General features: G+C 35.1%; 15 protein-coding genes and 1 rRNA gene. 3 read left to right on the top strand and 13 right to left on the bottom strand.

Annotated elements, in window-relative coordinates; genetic code table 11:
* Positions 1–86: 86 nt before the first annotated feature.
* From LPB248_RS13810 to LPB248_RS13795, 4 genes are all read right to left on the bottom strand, one after another.
* Positions 87–1,600 (bottom strand): 16S ribosomal RNA (locus tag LPB248_RS13810).
* A 231-nt stretch (positions 1,601–1,831) separates the two neighbouring features.
* Entirely contained in the window at positions 1,832–2,065 is a 234-nt protein-coding gene (locus LPB248_RS13805) for a hypothetical protein (RefSeq protein ID WP_177210601.1), read from the bottom strand.
* A 410-nt stretch (positions 2,066–2,475) separates the two neighbouring features.
* Positions 2,476–3,711, bottom strand: coding sequence for an ABC transporter permease (locus LPB248_RS13800; RefSeq protein WP_177211958.1), 1,236 nt, complete (start codon positions 3,709–3,711; stop codon positions 2,476–2,478).
* Positions 3,712–3,810: 99 nt separating this feature from the next.
* Positions 3,811–4,305, bottom strand: coding sequence for a YkgJ family cysteine cluster protein (locus tag LPB248_RS13795; RefSeq protein WP_177211957.1), 495 nt, complete (start codon positions 4,303–4,305; stop codon positions 3,811–3,813).
* A gap of 71 nt (positions 4,306–4,376) precedes the next feature.
* Between LPB248_RS13795 and LPB248_RS13790 the strand changes: the two genes are divergently transcribed.
* The gene (locus LPB248_RS13790; protein ID WP_177211956.1) at positions 4,377–5,084 is read left to right on the top strand and encodes a class I SAM-dependent methyltransferase; all 708 of its coding nucleotides are present in this window, start codon (positions 4,377–4,379) and stop codon (positions 5,082–5,084) included.
* A 16-nt stretch (positions 5,085–5,100) separates the two neighbouring features.
* Entirely contained in the window at positions 5,101–5,646 is a 546-nt protein-coding gene (locus LPB248_RS13785; RefSeq protein ID WP_177211955.1) for a YfiT family bacillithiol transferase, read from the top strand.
* Between the two features lie 75 nt (positions 5,647–5,721).
* Here the strand turns inward: LPB248_RS13785 and LPB248_RS13780 are convergent, their stop codons facing one another.
* The 8 genes from LPB248_RS13780 to LPB248_RS13750 all read right to left on the bottom strand — a co-directional run bounded on the left by LPB248_RS13780 (position 5,722) and on the right by LPB248_RS13750 (position 12,195).
* Entirely contained in the window at positions 5,722–6,354 is a 633-nt protein-coding gene (locus tag LPB248_RS13780; RefSeq protein WP_177211954.1) for a 7-carboxy-7-deazaguanine synthase QueE, read from the bottom strand.
* A gap of 101 nt (positions 6,355–6,455) precedes the next feature.
* Positions 6,456–8,123, bottom strand: coding sequence for a tetratricopeptide repeat protein (locus tag LPB248_RS13775; protein ID WP_177211953.1), 1,668 nt, complete (start codon positions 8,121–8,123; stop codon positions 6,456–6,458).
* A 16-nt stretch (positions 8,124–8,139) separates the two neighbouring features.
* A complete protein-coding gene (locus LPB248_RS13770) occupies positions 8,140–9,063 on the bottom strand; it encodes a PstS family phosphate ABC transporter substrate-binding protein (RefSeq protein ID WP_177211952.1) in 924 nt (307 codons plus the stop codon).
* Between the two features lie 2 nt (positions 9,064–9,065).
* Positions 9,066–9,296 (bottom strand): hypothetical protein, encoded by a 231-nt coding sequence (locus LPB248_RS17090; protein ID WP_111365906.1) that lies wholly within the window; start codon positions 9,294–9,296, stop codon positions 9,066–9,068.
* Positions 9,296–10,096 (bottom strand): energy transducer TonB, encoded by an 801-nt coding sequence (locus LPB248_RS13765; RefSeq protein ID WP_177211951.1) that lies wholly within the window; start codon positions 10,094–10,096, stop codon positions 9,296–9,298. The genes LPB248_RS17090 and LPB248_RS13765 overlap by 1 nt, the downstream gene beginning before the upstream one ends.
* Before the next feature lie 38 nt (positions 10,097–10,134).
* The gene (locus LPB248_RS13760) at positions 10,135–10,695 is read right to left on the bottom strand and encodes an ExbD/TolR family protein (RefSeq protein WP_177211950.1); all 561 of its coding nucleotides are present in this window, start codon (positions 10,693–10,695) and stop codon (positions 10,135–10,137) included.
* A gap of 19 nt (positions 10,696–10,714) precedes the next feature.
* Positions 10,715–11,326, bottom strand: coding sequence for an ExbD/TolR family protein (locus tag LPB248_RS13755; protein ID WP_177211949.1), 612 nt, complete (start codon positions 11,324–11,326; stop codon positions 10,715–10,717).
* 44 nt (positions 11,327–11,370) lie between these two features.
* Positions 11,371–12,195 (bottom strand): MotA/TolQ/ExbB proton channel family protein, encoded by an 825-nt coding sequence (locus LPB248_RS13750; RefSeq protein WP_177211948.1) that lies wholly within the window; start codon positions 12,193–12,195, stop codon positions 11,371–11,373.
* Positions 12,196–12,576: 381 nt separating this feature from the next.
* Between LPB248_RS13750 and LPB248_RS13745 the strand changes: the two genes are divergently transcribed.
* Positions 12,577–14,094: a helicase HerA-like domain-containing protein gene (locus tag LPB248_RS13745; protein ID WP_177211947.1), complete on the top strand. Its 1,518-nt coding sequence runs from the start codon at positions 12,577–12,579 to the stop codon at positions 14,092–14,094.
* 91 nt (positions 14,095–14,185) lie between these two features.
* Here LPB248_RS13745 and LPB248_RS13740 read toward each other — a convergent pair whose 3' ends face one another.
* A complete protein-coding gene (locus tag LPB248_RS13740; protein WP_177211946.1) occupies positions 14,186–15,529 on the bottom strand; it encodes an FAD-dependent oxidoreductase in 1,344 nt (447 codons plus the stop codon).
* Positions 15,530–15,675: the final 146 nt, after the last annotated feature.

Here is a 15,675-nt window from a genome sequence, read left to right as displayed (position 1 = left end):
AAGAGCAATACAATCTTCAATCCCAAACCTTTAGTCAGGCATCTTATTTCCCAAGCGTGCTTTTCAGCTAACACTTTGGGCTCTAGAAAGGAGGTGTTCCAGCCGCACCTTCCGGTACGGCTACCTTGTTACGACTTAGCCCTAGTTACCAGTTTTACCCTAGGCAGCTCCTTGCGGTCACCGACTTCAGGCACCCCCAGCTTCCATGGCTTGACGGGCGGTGTGTACAAGGCCCGGGAACGTATTCACCGGATCATGGCTGATATCCGATTACTAGCGATTCCAGCTTCACGGAGTCGAGTTGCAGACTCCGATCCGAACTGTGACCGGCTTTATAGATTCGCTCCCCCTCGCGAGGTGGCTGCTCTCTGTACCGGCCATTGTAGCACGTGTGTAGCCCAAGGCGTAAGGGCCGTGATGATTTGACGTCATCCCCACCTTCCTCACAGTTTGCACTGGCAGTCTTGTTAGAGTTCCCGACACTACTCGCTGGCAACTAACAACAGGGGTTGCGCTCGTTATAGGACTTAACCTGACACCTCACGGCACGAGCTGACGACAACCATGCAGCACCTTGTAAACTGTCTTGCGAAAGATCTGTTTCCAAATCGGTCAGTCTGCATTTAAGCCTTGGTAAGGTTCCTCGCGTATCATCGAATTAAACCACATGCTCCACCGCTTGTGCGGGCCCCCGTCAATTCCTTTGAGTTTCATTCTTGCGAACGTACTCCCCAGGTGGGATACTTATCACTTTCGCTTAGCCACTGAGATTGCTCCCAACAGCTAGTATCCATCGTTTACGGCGTGGACTACCAGGGTATCTAATCCTGTTCGCTACCCACGCTTTCGTCCATCAGCGTCAATCCACTGGTAGCAACCTGCCTTCGCAATTGGTATTCCATGTAATCTCTAAGCATTTCACCGCTACACTACATATTCTAGTTGCTTCCCAGTAATTCAAGTCCAGCAGTATCAATGGCCGTTCCACCGTTGAGCGATGGGCTTTCACCACTGACTTACCAGACCGCCTACGGACCCTTTAAACCCAATGATTCCGGATAACGCTTGGATCCTCCGTATTACCGCGGCTGCTGGCACGGAGTTAGCCGATCCTTATTCTTACGGTACCGTCAAGCTCCGACACGTCGGAGTGTTTCTTCCCGTACAAAAGCAGTTTACAATCCATAGGACCGTCATCCTGCACGCGGCATGGCTGGTTCAGGCTTGCGCCCATTGACCAATATTCCTCACTGCTGCCTCCCGTAGGAGTCTGGTCCGTGTCTCAGTACCAGTGTGGGGGATCTCCCTCTCAGGACCCCTACCCATCGTTGCCTTGGTAAGCCGTTACCTTACCAACTAGCTAATGGGACGCATGCTCATCTTTCACCGTTGTGACTTTAATTATAAAGTGATGCCACTCTATAATACTATGAGGTATTAATCCAAATTTCTCTGGGCTATCCCTCTGTGAAAGGCAGATTGCATACGCGTTACGCACCCGTGCGCCGGTCTCAAGCACCGAAGTGCTCTACCCCTCGACTTGCATGTGTTAAGCCTGCCGCTAGCGTTCATCCTGAGCCAGGATCAAACTCTTCATCGTATATTTTAATATTATTATTCGATGCTATTCCTATCGGTTCTTTTTCGAATCTCACGATTCTACTGCTCTTATTCTTCTGTCTCGTTTTAAACGAGACGGCTGTCAATTCAATATGTCTACGAACGTAATTTCTTTGTCTTTCGCTTATCTCTCAAAGCGGGTGCAAAACTAAAACTTCTTTTTGTTTCCTGCAAGAAAAACTTAAAAAAAATTTGAAGCTTTTTTTTCGCCTCATTCTCTCAATTCCTCTTCCAATCTTTCAATGAACTTTCCGTGTTTTGCGGGGTGCAAATGTAAAAAGCATTTTCTAATCTCGCAAGCTTTTCCGAATCTTTTTTTCTGAAAATTTCTTTCCTTCAGATCCTTCCTTCCTGCCAGTATTTCGAAGAGCGCCTTTCGCTGTTGCGGGTGCAAAAGTAGAACCTTTTTCCGCTTTTCCAACACTTTTGCCCAGCTTTTTTCCATCTTTTTTCGCCTTTTTTCTTAACACTCTGATAACGGATGGTTTACATCTCAAAGTTTTTTCAATACGTGTAAGTTTTTACTGATTATGTTGTGATTTTCATATTCTACGCGAAGTTTTCCTTCTACATTTTACAGAGTTTTCAGGCTTCAGCTCTGTTTTTATATGATTTTTCAATTTTTAAAACTCCTCTATCCCCGAAAGCCTCTTTATGAAAACAGGTTTAATTAGCCCCGATAGGAGTGAAAATCCTTTTGTGCCGGGGTTCGGCACAAAAGATTGTAACGAATAGCGGGATTAAGCTCCTTAAAAATCATAATATTCAAATCATACTTATATATATGCATAAAAAAAACAAACCCGACAGCTTCTCAAAAACTGTCGGGTTAGATATTAGGATTTTACTTTTTACTTAGTCGAAGCGAATTGCTTTTACTGGAGATATTTTGGTTATTATATAAGATGGGATTAACAACACTAAAAAACAAACTCCAATAGTTAGCAAGTTTAACAGTAGTACATAGATCCAATTTAGATATACTGGAGCTTGGTTTACGTAATAGTTTTCAGGGTTCAGCTGAATTATTCCAAACTGTTGCTGAATTAACAGAATTGAAATCCCAATCAAATTCCCCCAGAACAGTCCTCGAAGAATTAAGTAGAAGGCATTATATAAAAATATCTTACGAACCGACCAGTTATTTGCTCCCATTGATTTTAGAATTCCAATCATTTGGGTTCTTTCTAAAATAAGAACTAAGAGCGCTACTATCATATTAATAGTAGCAACCATTATCATGACTCCTAAAATGATTATGATATTAAAATCAAACAACTGAAGCCAGTCAAAAATATAACTGTATTTCTCTATAATTGTTTTCGTATCCAGGTTAGACGAAGTTGCTTCGTACACTTTATTCCCAACTGCTTTAATTTCGCCAAAGTCATTGACAAAAATCTCAAATGCGCCAACTTGATCTTCGTTCCATTTATTGATCCTTTGGATGTGTCGAATATCGCCAATAATATATGTAGCATCAAAATCTTGAAAACCGGAATTAAATATTCCAGCAATTTTAAATCGTCGGCTGTTTGGGAGTTTTCCTTGTTCCTCTTTTATAAAAAAGGTGTTGAATTGATCTCCAATTTTTAAGTTCAAACGATCCGCAAGGAATCTTGAGATAATAACATCTTCGTTTAGTGATTTTGTAAAATCAGACAATTTACCTTCTACAATATATTCTTTAATATTATTCCAATCATAATCGGATCCTACTCCTTTAAATATAATTCCTTCAAACGCATTTTCTGTTCTTATAATTCCCGCTTTACTTGCCACTGCTTGAATATGGCTAACTTCTGGAACGGATTTAAAGTTAGGATAGAAATCTTGTTTTTTCGAAATTGGAACTGTCGTAACTTCCGAATTGTTATTGTCATAATTAGAGATTATAATCTGCCCATTGAAAGCCGAAACTTTGTCACGGATTTTTTTCTGCAAACCTATTCCAGTTGCTACAGAAACAATCATCATAATTATTCCGATTGCAATTGCAGAAATAGCAATTTTTATAATGGGTGCCGAAATACTGCTCTTATAATCTTTTGCAGTAATAAGTCTTTTGGCTATAAAATATTCTAAATTCAAATTATAAGTCTTCTTTGGGTTCTTTAATTATTCCTTTCTCAAAAGTACATTTTAAAAAGAGAAATTGAGATATTCTTGCAAACAATTGCCAATTTTCATTTATAGCAGCAATTTCTTTTTCATTTCTTCTACTATATTATATGCTGCTGGACAAATTTCGACGTTCTTCAAAGTCAAATTTGAAATCTGGTAAAATTTATTTCGATCTGTATGAGGAAACTCCCGACAGGCTTTTGGACGAACATCATAAATCATACAATAGTTTTCATTATCCAAAAACGTACAAGGAACACTTTTCAAAACATAATCTTTATCCTCATCAATTCTTAAATACTGATCTATAAATTGCTGTGGCTTTTGCCTAAAATGTTTTGAAATTCGCTCGATGTCCGCCAAAGTAAATAATGGCCCTGTTGTTTTACAGCAATTAGCACACTTCAAACAATCCGTTCTTTTAAATTCTGCATCGTGCAGGTCTTGCATAATGTAATCTAAATTCTTTGGAGGTTTCTTTTTAAGCTTATCGAAATACTTTTTATTTTCGTTATGCTTATCTTTGGCTAACTTACTTAAGTTATTTAAAATCTGTTTCAAGTTTAAAATTTAAAGTTGATGTGCAAAATTAAACAACTTTGAACTTGAAACCTTAATCTTTGAACTAAAACATGAAAGATCTTTTTGGAAAAGCAATATTTGATTTTTACACCAAAAATTCACCTGAGGACATCATTACCGAAACTTCGATTTCTGAAGAAGACGAAATGAGTGTTGAATACCTTTTCCGTACTTATAACGAAATGCCAAAAATAGAACAAAAGGCTTTACAATTGGCTAAAGGAAAAATACTAGATGTGGGATGCGGAGCTGGAAGTCATGCGTTATCACTACAAAATGAGCGCAATCTAGAAGTAAGCGCTATTGATATTTCAGAAAAAGCAATTGAAACTTGTCTTCTTAGAGGAATTAAAAACGCTAAAGTTGAAAATATTTTAGGTTTTGAAGGAGAAAAATTTGACACAATCCTTCTTTTAATGAATGGAACAGGTATTTTTGGTAAATTAAAAAACTGCAATTCTTACTTAACTAAATTAAAATCACTTCTAAATCCAGGAGGCCAAATTTTAATTGACAGCTCTGATATCATTTATATGTTTGATGAAGATGAAGACGGCGGCAAATGGATTCCGTCTGAAAATGACTATTATGGTGAACTTGTTTTTAATATTAGCTATAAAGGAGAAAAAGAAGAACCTTTTGATTGGTTATATTTGGATTATAATACACTTCAAAATGCTGCAATTGCCAATGGTCTAAATTGTGAACTTATTCTTGAAGGTGAACATTATGATTATTTAGCTAGACTTTCCATTTAAAACAAACTAAAAAACAATGAACGAACTAGATTTAGAGAAATTAAAATACCCTATCGGAAAATTTATTGAACCAGAACATTATTCTTTGGAATATCTTTCTGAAAAAATTAGAGAAATTGAAACGCTTCCAGAAAAATTAGCAAAAGAAACCATTCATTTAACTGATGAAGAATTGAATACTCCTTATCGCCCGAACGGATGGACCGTGAGACAGGTTATTCATCATTGTGCTGAAAGTCATATGAATTGTTACATTCGCCTTAAATGGGCTTTAACTGAAAATAATCCTGTCATTAAACCATATGATGAAGTTCTTTGGTCTGAATTAAACGATAATTTAACAATGCCTATTCAGCCGACCCTAGATTTATTAAAGGGACTTCATTTTCGATTGGGGTACATTATGAGAAATTTATCTGAATCTGATTTGGAAAAAACTTTTGTACATCCAGTCGACAATTCAGAAATTAAACTCAAAAGAATGATTGGAATGTATGCTTGGCATGGGAACCATCATTTAGCACATATTACCACATTAAAAGAATACAAAAAATGGGATTAACAAATGTTCCCTTTTTACACAGTTACACACTCCTAGTAAACAAAAAATCTCTTCAAACGAAGAGATTTTTTGTTTTTATGGAATATTAAGATATTTATGCGTTTGTAATGAAACTCTCCATTTTGGATTATTCATAACATAATCAACAATAAGCGGAGTCATTTCTTCTTTTTTGCTCCATTCTGGCTGAAGGAACAAAATCGCATTATCGTTCACTAATTCTGCTTGTTCTTCGGCAAAAATAAAATCATGTTTGTTATAGATGATCACTTTTAATTCGTGCGCATTGTCATATACTGTTTGTGTTGGCAGTTTATTCTTTTTTGGCGAAAGACAAATCCAGTCCCACGTTCCAGATAATGGAAAAGCTCCAGAAGTTTCAATATGCACTTTTAAATTCTTCTCTTTTAATTGATTTGTTAAAAATGTCATATCCCAAGACAAAGGTTCGCCTCCAGTTACAACAACTGTATCAGCGTACTTTGCAGCATTTTCAACAATTAAATCCACGCTTGTCGGCGGATGAAGCTCGGCATTCCAGCTCTCTTTCACATCACACCAATGACAACCTACATCACATCCTCCAATCCTAATAAAATAAGCAGCTCGCCCTGTATGCGCGCCTTCTCCTTGGATGGTATAAAATTCTTCCATCAAAGGAAGCATAGCTCCTTTATTTACTTCTAATTGTATTTCTTTTGGTAACATTATAATATTTTAAGAGTGCAAAGATAGTCAATAAAATACGTAACAAAAAAACCGATAGTTTTTTGAACTATCGGTTTTCTATTCTTTTTTAAAATCTTTATTTATTTTAAAGCTTTTATAGATTGTGTAGCATATGAATTAGCTGGATCTAAAACTAAAGTTTTATTAAAATACTCAATAGCCTTAGCTTTATCTGTATTAGCATAAGCAGCACCAATACCATTGTAAGCTTCTACAAATTTCTTAGTTACAGCTGGCTTAGCTACTTCTTCTGCACCTTTTGCTGAAATTTTAGCAACATACTCTTCGTAATTTTTAATGATCATATCATCTTTATCTAATAAAGAGTTGATTCTAGCTTTATACAAGTATGCTTCATCATAGCTAGGAGCAGTAGTTAAAATTTTATCAAAAACAGCATCAGCTTTCCCTAGAGCAACAGCATCACGACTTTCTTTTGGTTTGCTAGCATTACCATAGTATAAAGAGATACCATAATAAACACTGTCATCCAAATAGTTTTTAGATTCTGGATTACTTGCACCAAGTTCAAAAATAGAAGCTGCTTGCGCATATTGTTTTTTACTGAATAATTCTTTTCCAAAATCTGCAAATTCTTCAACTACTAGAGGCTCTAATTCAATCGCTTTTTTGATATCCGCTAAACCAGAGTCAAAAGCAGCTTGATCTACTGTACCATCAGCTCCAGTTCCTTTTTTAATTTTAGAAAGTCCTAAATAGTAGTAATCTCTACCAATTACTTTGTTAGATGGTGTATTGATATAATCTTGAAGAGATTTAATCGCTACATCAACATTTCCATTTTCGTAAGCTGCATATCCTAAATATCTGAAAATTCTAGGATTTACTTTATCTTGAGCAATCATTTTGTTTGCTACAGTTTCTAACTGTTTATAATCTTTAACTAAGATCAAGAAGTCTGCGTGACGCATTTTAGAATCAAGAGAGTAATCTGTCAAACTTAAATACTTCTCGTAGTTTGTAATTGCATTCTGCAAATTAACTTTAGCAGTAGAAGGTTTGTTTCTTGCCCATTTGTAATACGTTTCAGCTAACTCTCTGTAAACTGGTCCGTAATTAGCATCTATAGCGATAACTTCATTGAAAGATTTAATTGCTTCATCGTAAGATTTAGCTCCTTTCAACAAAACTCCTAATTGCATTTTCGCTCTCAACAAAGTATTATCAGCTGTAAAAGCATCACGGTATGCTTTGTAAGCATCATTTTGATTGTTTGCTCCATAATAAGCATCACCAATTGCTAAAAGTGCTTGTGCATTTTGTGGATCAACCAATAAAGCACGTTTCAAAATATCTGTAGCGCTTTTATAATCAGGATTTTCAGAATTCATGTACGCTCTAGCGATGTAAATAAATTCATTTACATCTTTTTTCTTCATGTCTTTAGTTGCTAAAGCGAAGTTAGCTTGAGCTGCTGCTGCATTTTTTGCATCAAGATCTAACTGACCTAAACCAATATAGCTTAAGTTTTTCTTGTCTGAAGCTTGTAATCCATTATTGTAATAGATTTTAGCAGAATCAACAACAGATTGGTTTAAATAAACATTCCCTAGCACAAAATTAGCTTCACCATCTGATGGTTTTGCTTTAATAATTGATTTAAGAAGTGATTTTGCTTTATCAAATTGTTCAGCATCTATTGCCTTCTTTGCTTGGTTGATATCTTGCGCTTTTGCTGCAGTGGCTGAGGCAACTAACGCAAGACTAAAAATTTTAAATTTATTCATCTTTATCGTAATTAATTTATTCTTTATCTTTTATAATTTCACTTCTAATTTTAAGTTTTCGTCCTGGAGTTTTATACGGTAGCAATCCAGATTTTAAAACGATACGCTGTCCAATATCTCCCGCTATAAATGAAGCAAACCCCATTCCAAGCCCAGAATAACCTTGACAATTGATAATAAACAAATCACGTGCCAAAGGATATTTTCCAATTTCTAAGTCATTTTGAGTAGGACTGTAATATTCATTACTATCCAAACCTTTAACATAAAGGACATTAATCTTATTAATAGTTTCAGTCATATCAGGTGTTGGTTGATAAAACCAATTAATACCAATCACACCAATCATTCCTTCATTTTCAGAAACAAATTTGATAACTTCATTATTCATTTTAAAAGAGAAAACTCCCGACTTAGGTATTTCACCAACCTTTGCTAAATCTTTCATATAACGAACGGTACTCGAATTAGGATTATCGAAAACAAGACCTTTAATTTTACCATCTGGTTTTCCTTGCATAAAATCGATTACACTTTTCAACGCAATTAGAGTATCATTATTGCTTTTGTTTGAAATAAAAGCAATCGCATCGTGTGCAAAAGGAGTTACCCTAGGATTAATTTTGCTTTTATCGAAACGCGCTTTTTCTTCTTTAGTTAAATCTCGAGTTGTAATTACAACTTTAGCTTTTTGATTTAATAAATCATTAATTACTTCAGCTTCTGATTTTGGTTTTACCGTAATTTTTGCATCATAGTAAGTTCCCTCAAAAACAGCTACCTGATCGTCTACAATTTGCTTTACTGTTTCATCAACCGTAATATCAAGTGATCCTTTTAAAATGGTTTCTTTATTAGTTTCATTATTGCTTTTTTGGTTGCACATGACAAACAAAAAGACAAAAACGATCAAACCTAGAGCCTTACTATATTTCAACATAATTATTCTTCCTTTGAATTAATTAATCTTAAAAATCTTATTCCCGAATATACAATCAGTAAACCTCCAAAAGCATATCTATATTTCCATTCCATGTTTAGCGGAAGTTTCTCCCAAAACATAATCATTAAACCGAGTACAAGATATATTAAAAAAAACAGTATTCCTAAAACAAGAAGAAATCGCTCTTTGAGCGATTTCTTCTGAATATTATTAAGCATATCTTTTAACATTATTCTGCAGATTGAATAGTAATAGGAAGAGAGTACAATACCCTAACTTTTTTACCATTTTGCTCGCCGGGAGTCCATTTTGGACATTTTTTAAGAACTCGAATTGCTTCTGCTCCTGTACCATAACCGATATCTCTTAAAACTTTAATATCTGTTAATGACCCGTCTTTTTCAACTACAAACGTAACGTAAACTTTACCTTTTAAACCTTCTTCTTCTGGAGTCTTGTAATTGTTTCCTACGAATTTGTAGAATTTATCAATACCTCCTGGGAAGTCTGGTTTTACTTCGATACCAGCTGTGTTATATACAGTGTTATCTTCTTGTACCACCTCTGCTACTGGTCCTTTTCCAACTGGCTCATCAACAGTTAAAACTGCATCTGGATCTCCTTTGATAGTCTCAGCACCAACTTTTTTGTCTTTTAAATCAACAATTTTTGGTGGGTCTTCAGTTACTTCTTCTGCCTTAGCAACCACAGGTTTAACGAATTTTACCTGATCCACTTTTGGTGGTGGTGGCGGTGGCGGTGGCGTATTTGGCTTAATTTCCTCTTTTTTTGGAGGCAATTTTACCGTAGCCATCTTAACCTCTTTAACCTCTTCTTCTTCTGCAGAATCTGGTAAGAAACTTGCAATAAGAGGAGCAGCGATAGCCGCACTAAAGATAAGAGAACCAATAACAAGTGCTTTCACAGTTGTTTTTCCGTTTGATTTTCTCAACTCATATGCACCATATATCTTATTACGACCTTCGAATACGATATCAAGCCACTGATTTTTTATAATATCTAATTTCATACTTCTTGATTTTTAAGTCGATAAAACTAAGATTGCTCTTATTTTTTATCTATCACTTTTGTTTCTTCTGGTGTAAACTCAGGAACAATCGCATACGTATCAACTCCAGTGATAGCCATTTCGTCCAAGATATCAACCAAATTACGGTAATTTGATTTTTTCGTTGGTTTAATGATCACAATGATTCCGTTTTTAGGTTTCCCTAAAGCTGCAGAATACGCTAAAACATTTTTCTTTTGTTTTAACAATTCTCTACGAATACCATCTTTACCATATGCAATATCTTTTGGTCCCACTTTTGGTGTTGCCAATAACCCCATATAGTAAACCATTTTATTATCAGCACCCAACATTACTGTCATGGTACGATTTTCGTCTACTTTGGTATCCTCAGTTTTCTTATTTGGATCATCATCTTTATTCGGCAAAGACAAATCCATCGATTGAGGTTTTGACAACGAAGTAGTTAACATAAAGAACGTGATCAATAAGAATGCCAAATCCACCATCGCCGTTAAATCGACTTTCGAATTTTGCTTTTTACTTCTTACTTTACCACCTTTACCACCACCGCCGTCGCCGGTATTTAATTCAGCCATCTTAGTGTATATTTTTTAATTAAAAGTCTCTTCCTCTCTTACCAGTAACTAAGTTAAAGGAATTGATTTTCTGATCTTGCAAAATATCCATAATTTTTTTAATTTTTGGATATTGCTCTTTAGCATCTCCTTTAATCGCAATCTGCAATTCTTTGTCATCTAAATCAATTGTAGCTCTTCTAGAAATTAGAAGCCAGTCTTTTAATTGATTATCTAACGAATCCAAAGGAATTCCAGGTTGGTTAGCTTTAGTTCTGTCTGCCGCTTTCATATCAATGATTTGCTTAAGACCTGTAATTGGCACACCAAAATCATCCATCAATGCAAATTTGGTTTTATCTTCTTCTGAAAATTCAATACCATATTTTGCACCCATACCTTCAAGAGTTCTTTTACGAACTTCTCTTCCTTTGATGTCAAAAAATACTTTCCCTTTTCCTACTGTAATAATAGCCAAATCAGTATCTGGCAATTTAGTTATAGCAACAGAAGCAGGCATATCTACAGGCAATGCCTCAGGCACTTTAGCAGTAGCGGTCAAAATAAAGAACGTTAGCAAAAGGAACGCTACATCACACATCGCAGTCATATCTGTCGATGTAGACTTTTTTTTCATTTTTATTTTAGCCATTATCTTTTATTTTATTTTTTTGATTATAAAAAATCAAAAATTAATTATTGTCTTAAACTTCCTCTGAATTTTCTGTAAGTATTAACGATAGTAGTACCAGCCTCATCGATAGAGTAAGTTAAATCGTCAATTTTAGCAGTAAAGAAGTTGTAAGAAACAATTGCTAAGATAGAAGTAGAGATACCTGTAGCAGTGTTGATAAGTGCCTCAGAGATACCTGTTGCAAGAGCAGCTTGGTCAGGAGTACCAGCAGAAGCTAACGCACCAAACGCTTTAATCATACCAGATACAGTTCCTAATAATCCTCCTAATGTACCTAAAGATACTAAAGTAGAGATGATAGTCATGTTTTTCTCTAACATTGGCATTTCTAATGAAGTTGCCTCTTCAATTTCTTTGTGGATTACTTCTGAAGCTTCTTCGCTGTTGAATCCTTCTTTTTTAACATCTTGGTATTTTACCAAAGCAGATTTAATTGCGTTTGCAACTGAACCTTGTTGTTTGTCACATGAAGCGATAGCAGCCTCGATGTTTCCTTCTTTAATACTACCTTGAACGCTTTTCATGAATTTGTCAAGGTTAGTTTTTCCTGCAGCTTTACCGATAACAATAAATCTTTCAATAGAAAAAACAACAACCATTAAAAACATACCTAATAATACTGGTACGATGAAACCTCCTTTATATACTTGTCCTAATGTATTGATTGGATGTCCTGTTTCTGGATTACCTCCTTCGAAGTTCGCAGCATCTCCCATGATTACTTTCCAAATAAACACCCCTACTAAGATACACGCTACAATAATGATTCCTGTGATCATTCCTCCGCCATTTGAAGTGCTTTCTTTTTTAACTTTAACGTTTGCCATTTTTTTTAATTTTAATAGTTTTAAATAATTTTTATTTTTTAGTTATATTTAACTTGTAGAGGAGCAAATTTATACGTTTAGTTTAAATAAAAAAACTTTTTTTAATTTAATTGACCGAAATTTAACTTCAAATTAAAAAATATCTCATTAAATTGCCGGTATCATTTTTTAGATAAAACAAAAAAAAGGACGATAATTAGAAAAATTACAACGTTTTAGTAAATATTCAAAGATTCCTTTGATATCTTCTTAAAAAGCTGCGAATTTTTTTTTTATTAAATTTTCAATCAAAAAAAGCTTTTTCTTACTAAAAAAAACCACATAAAAAGTACCCAAAAACAAAGCAATACTCATATAACAATCTAAATTACAAATAAAAACATGAATAAAAAAGAGAATTTTATTGCAGATATAACTACAGGGTATTCTTCGAAGGGAGATAGCATTATACTTGGAGGGGCAATGCTTGACGGTGAGCCAATTGCGGAAGCACATGTCAAAATTCCTCTAAAAACTTTAAACCGACACGGACTAATTGCCGGCGCAACCGGAACAGGAAAAACCAAAACAATTCAGGTTTTTTCTGAGCAACTTTCTAATGCAGGAATTCCTGTATTAATGATGGACATTAAAGGTGATTTTAGCGGTATAGCCAAAGAAGGTAAAGAAGAAGGTTTTATCACAGAGCGTCATGCCAAAATAAACATACCTTATAATGTAGCCGCATTTCCTGTCGAGTTGATGTCTTTATCAAAACAAAACGGAGTTCGTCTGCGTGCTACTGTTTCTGAGTTTGGACCTGTTTTATTCTCGCGTATTTTAGATCTGAATGATACACAGGCTGGAGTTGTAGCGGTTATCTTTAAATATTGTGATGATAACAAGATGCCTCTGCTTGATTTAAAAGACATAAAAAAAGTAATCAATTATATTACAGAAGAAGGCAAAGATGAAATTGCTGCTAGTTATGGCAAAATCTCAACTGCAACAACTGGAACTATCCTTAGAAAGATTATAGAGCTGGAACAGCAAGGAGGTGATTTGTTTTTTGGCGAATTGTCTTTTGAAACGGATGATTTAATGCGAATTGACGAAAACGGAAAAGGTTACGTTAATATCATTCGCTTGACGGATATTCAGGATAAACCTAAATTATTCTCGACTTTTATGTTAAGTCTTTTGGCTGAAATTTACCAGAAGATGCCAGAAAAAGGAGATGCAGACCAACCTGAATTAGTCATTTTTATTGATGAAGCGCATTTAATTTTCAATGAAGCCAGCAAAGCCTTATTAGAACAAATTGAAACGATTGTAAAATTAATTCGTTCTAAAGGTGTTGGGATTTATTTTGTAACACAAAACCCAATGGATGTTCCAAGCGGTGTTTTGGCCCAATTGGGATTAAAGATCCAACACGCTTTGAGAGCTTTCACTGCAAATGATCGCCAGGCTATTAAAAAAACAGCAGACAACTACCCTACTTCTCCTTATTATAAAACGGATGAATTATTAACGAGTTTAGGAATTGGAGAAGCTTTGGTTACGGCGCTTAACGAAAAAGGAATTCCAACTCCTCTTGTGGCCACGATGATGCGTGCACCAATGAGTAGAATGGATGTTTTATCTCAAACTGAAATTGACGAAATAAACGGTAAATCGAAACTAGTTAAAAAATATGCTGAAGAAATCGATCGTGAAAGTGCTTTTGAAATCTTAACCAAAAAATTATCGGATGCAGCAGAAGTCGCTGCCCAACAAGAAGAACAAGCTCCTGCCAAATCATCAAAAGCAGGACCGAGTACAACAGAAGTTGTTACAAAATCTGTTTTGAAAGTTGTAACAAGCGCTACTTTTATAAGGGGTGTTTTTGGTGTGCTAACCAAAATCTTCAAAAAATAAAAAAATGAAACCATATAAGCGATATAAGTCAATATAATACTTTGTGTAAAGATTTTAAATGAACTTATATCGCTTATATGGTTTAAAAATTCTATCTATTTTCTAACAATTCCAGAATCTTATTTTCTACTTCAGGTGTGTTCCATATATTTTCGATATTATCGAGTTTTAAAACCTCTTCCATAATCGCATTTTGATAATCTCCGATTGCTAAAGCTTCGGCATACGGACGGTCACTAAAAGTAACACGGCTATAAAGCGGAATCCATTTATCTGGATGTTTGTCTGAAAAAACTTTTTCTATTTTCTTTTGCAGCAAGAATTTTTCATCTGCCGTTTTGGTGCTCATTTCTAAGAAATTTCGATATGAAAGCTCTGCAATGGCATCTGCATTTGGTTTTCTAGAGATCTGATATTCTGCAAATATTTTTTTCCAATCGTCTTGGTACTTTTCAATCATTTCACTCAAAACAGTGATATCTTCAAAACCAGCATTCATTCCTTGTCCGTAAAATGGAACAATCGCGTGACAGGCATCTCCAATCAAGGCAATTTTATTTTCGTAAGTCCACGGAAAACATTTCATGGTAACTAAAGTACTGGTTGGATTTTTAAAGAAATCATTTGCCAGTTCTGGAATTACTTCAATCGAGTCTGGGAAATTTTTCTCGAAGAAATCTTCGACCATTTTACGGTCTGTTAATGACTCAAACGAATTTTCTCCTTCGAAAGGCATAAACAAAGTACAAGTAAAACTCCCATCAAGATTTGGAAGTGCAATTAACATGTATTCGCCTCTTGGCCAAATATGAAATGAATTTTTATCTAATTTATGTGTTCCGTCTGAATTTGCTGGAATATTTAGTTCTTTATATCCCATATTCAAAAATTCCTGCGAATAATTAAACATGCTCTGACGCTGCATTCTGTGACGGATTCTAGAAAAAGCTCCATCGGCACCAAAAACCATATCAAATTTTCTTTCTTCCCACTCGCCTCTTTCGCTTTCACCAATATGAAGTGTCGCATCATTTAAAGTGACGTCCCAAACTTTCTGCTCAAAATGAAATTCGGCTCCAGCTTCTTCAGCAAGATCGATCATTTTTCTATTTAATTTTCCTCTTGAAATAGAATATATAGATTCGCCTTCCTGACCGTAATTCTGAAAATTTAATTTATCAACTAAGTGAATGGCACGTTTGTCCATCGGAATTGCGATTTCTCGAACCGAATCACCAACACCAACTGCATCTAAAGCTTTCCAGCCACGGTTGGACATTGCTAAATTAATAGAACGGCCAGAAAAATTTATTTTTCGGATGTCTGGACTGCGATCATAAACGTGAACGCTGTGTCCAGCTTTTTTAAGATAAATTGCCAGAAGCGACCCTACAAGTCCAGAACCAACTACAGCAATTTTTAATGATGTTTGCATCGAGGGAAAATCTAATATTGGGTCGTAAAAATAACTAATAATAATACATGAGCTGTAAAATAAATGAACAAATTGTTCGTAAATAGTGATTCACAAACATTATCCTGTTTTTTGGCGTTTCATAAATATAACAAATTGTTATTTTA

The sequence above is a fragment of the Flavobacterium sp. LPB0248 genome, from assembly GCF_013388355.1.
In the GTDB taxonomy this organism is placed as follows: Bacteria; Bacteroidota; Bacteroidia; order Flavobacteriales; family Flavobacteriaceae; genus Flavobacterium.
Note: the sequence above shows the minus strand (reverse complement) of the source record. Positions and strands in the feature narration are given on the sequence as shown.

Excerpts from the sequence above, each read along its gene's own strand:
- LPB248_RS13770 (WP_177211952.1), bottom strand. The coding sequence starts at position 9,063 with ATGTTGAAATATAGTAAGGCTCTAGGTTTGATCGTTTTTGTCTTTTTG.
- LPB248_RS13765 (WP_177211951.1), bottom strand. The coding sequence starts at position 10,096 with ATGAAATTAGATATTATAAAAAATCAGTGGCTTGATATCGTATTCGAA.
- LPB248_RS13745 (WP_177211947.1), top strand. The coding sequence starts at position 12,577 with ATGAATAAAAAAGAGAATTTTATTGCAGATATAACTACAGGGTATTCT.
- LPB248_RS17090 (WP_111365906.1), bottom strand. The coding sequence starts at position 9,296 with ATGTTAAAAGATATGCTTAATAATATTCAGAAGAAATCGCTCAAAGAG.
- LPB248_RS13775 (WP_177211953.1), bottom strand. The coding sequence starts at position 8,123 with ATGAATAAATTTAAAATTTTTAGTCTTGCGTTAGTTGCCTCAGCCACT.
- LPB248_RS13750 (WP_177211948.1), bottom strand. The coding sequence starts at position 12,195 with ATGGCAAACGTTAAAGTTAAAAAAGAAAGCACTTCAAATGGCGGAGGA.
- LPB248_RS13780 (WP_177211954.1), bottom strand. The coding sequence starts at position 6,354 with ATGTTACCAAAAGAAATACAATTAGAAGTAAATAAAGGAGCTATGCTT.
- LPB248_RS13805 (WP_177210601.1), bottom strand. The coding sequence starts at position 2,065 with ATGGAAAAAAGCTGGGCAAAAGTGTTGGAAAAGCGGAAAAAGGTTCTA.
- LPB248_RS13755 (WP_177211949.1), bottom strand. The coding sequence starts at position 11,326 with ATGGCTAAAATAAAAATGAAAAAAAAGTCTACATCGACAGATATGACT.
- LPB248_RS13790 (WP_177211956.1), top strand. The coding sequence starts at position 4,377 with ATGAAAGATCTTTTTGGAAAAGCAATATTTGATTTTTACACCAAAAAT.
- LPB248_RS13785 (WP_177211955.1), top strand. The coding sequence starts at position 5,101 with ATGAACGAACTAGATTTAGAGAAATTAAAATACCCTATCGGAAAATTT.
- LPB248_RS13760 (WP_177211950.1), bottom strand. The coding sequence starts at position 10,695 with ATGGCTGAATTAAATACCGGCGACGGCGGTGGTGGTAAAGGTGGTAAA.
- LPB248_RS13740 (WP_177211946.1), bottom strand. The coding sequence starts at position 15,529 with ATGCAAACATCATTAAAAATTGCTGTAGTTGGTTCTGGACTTGTAGGG.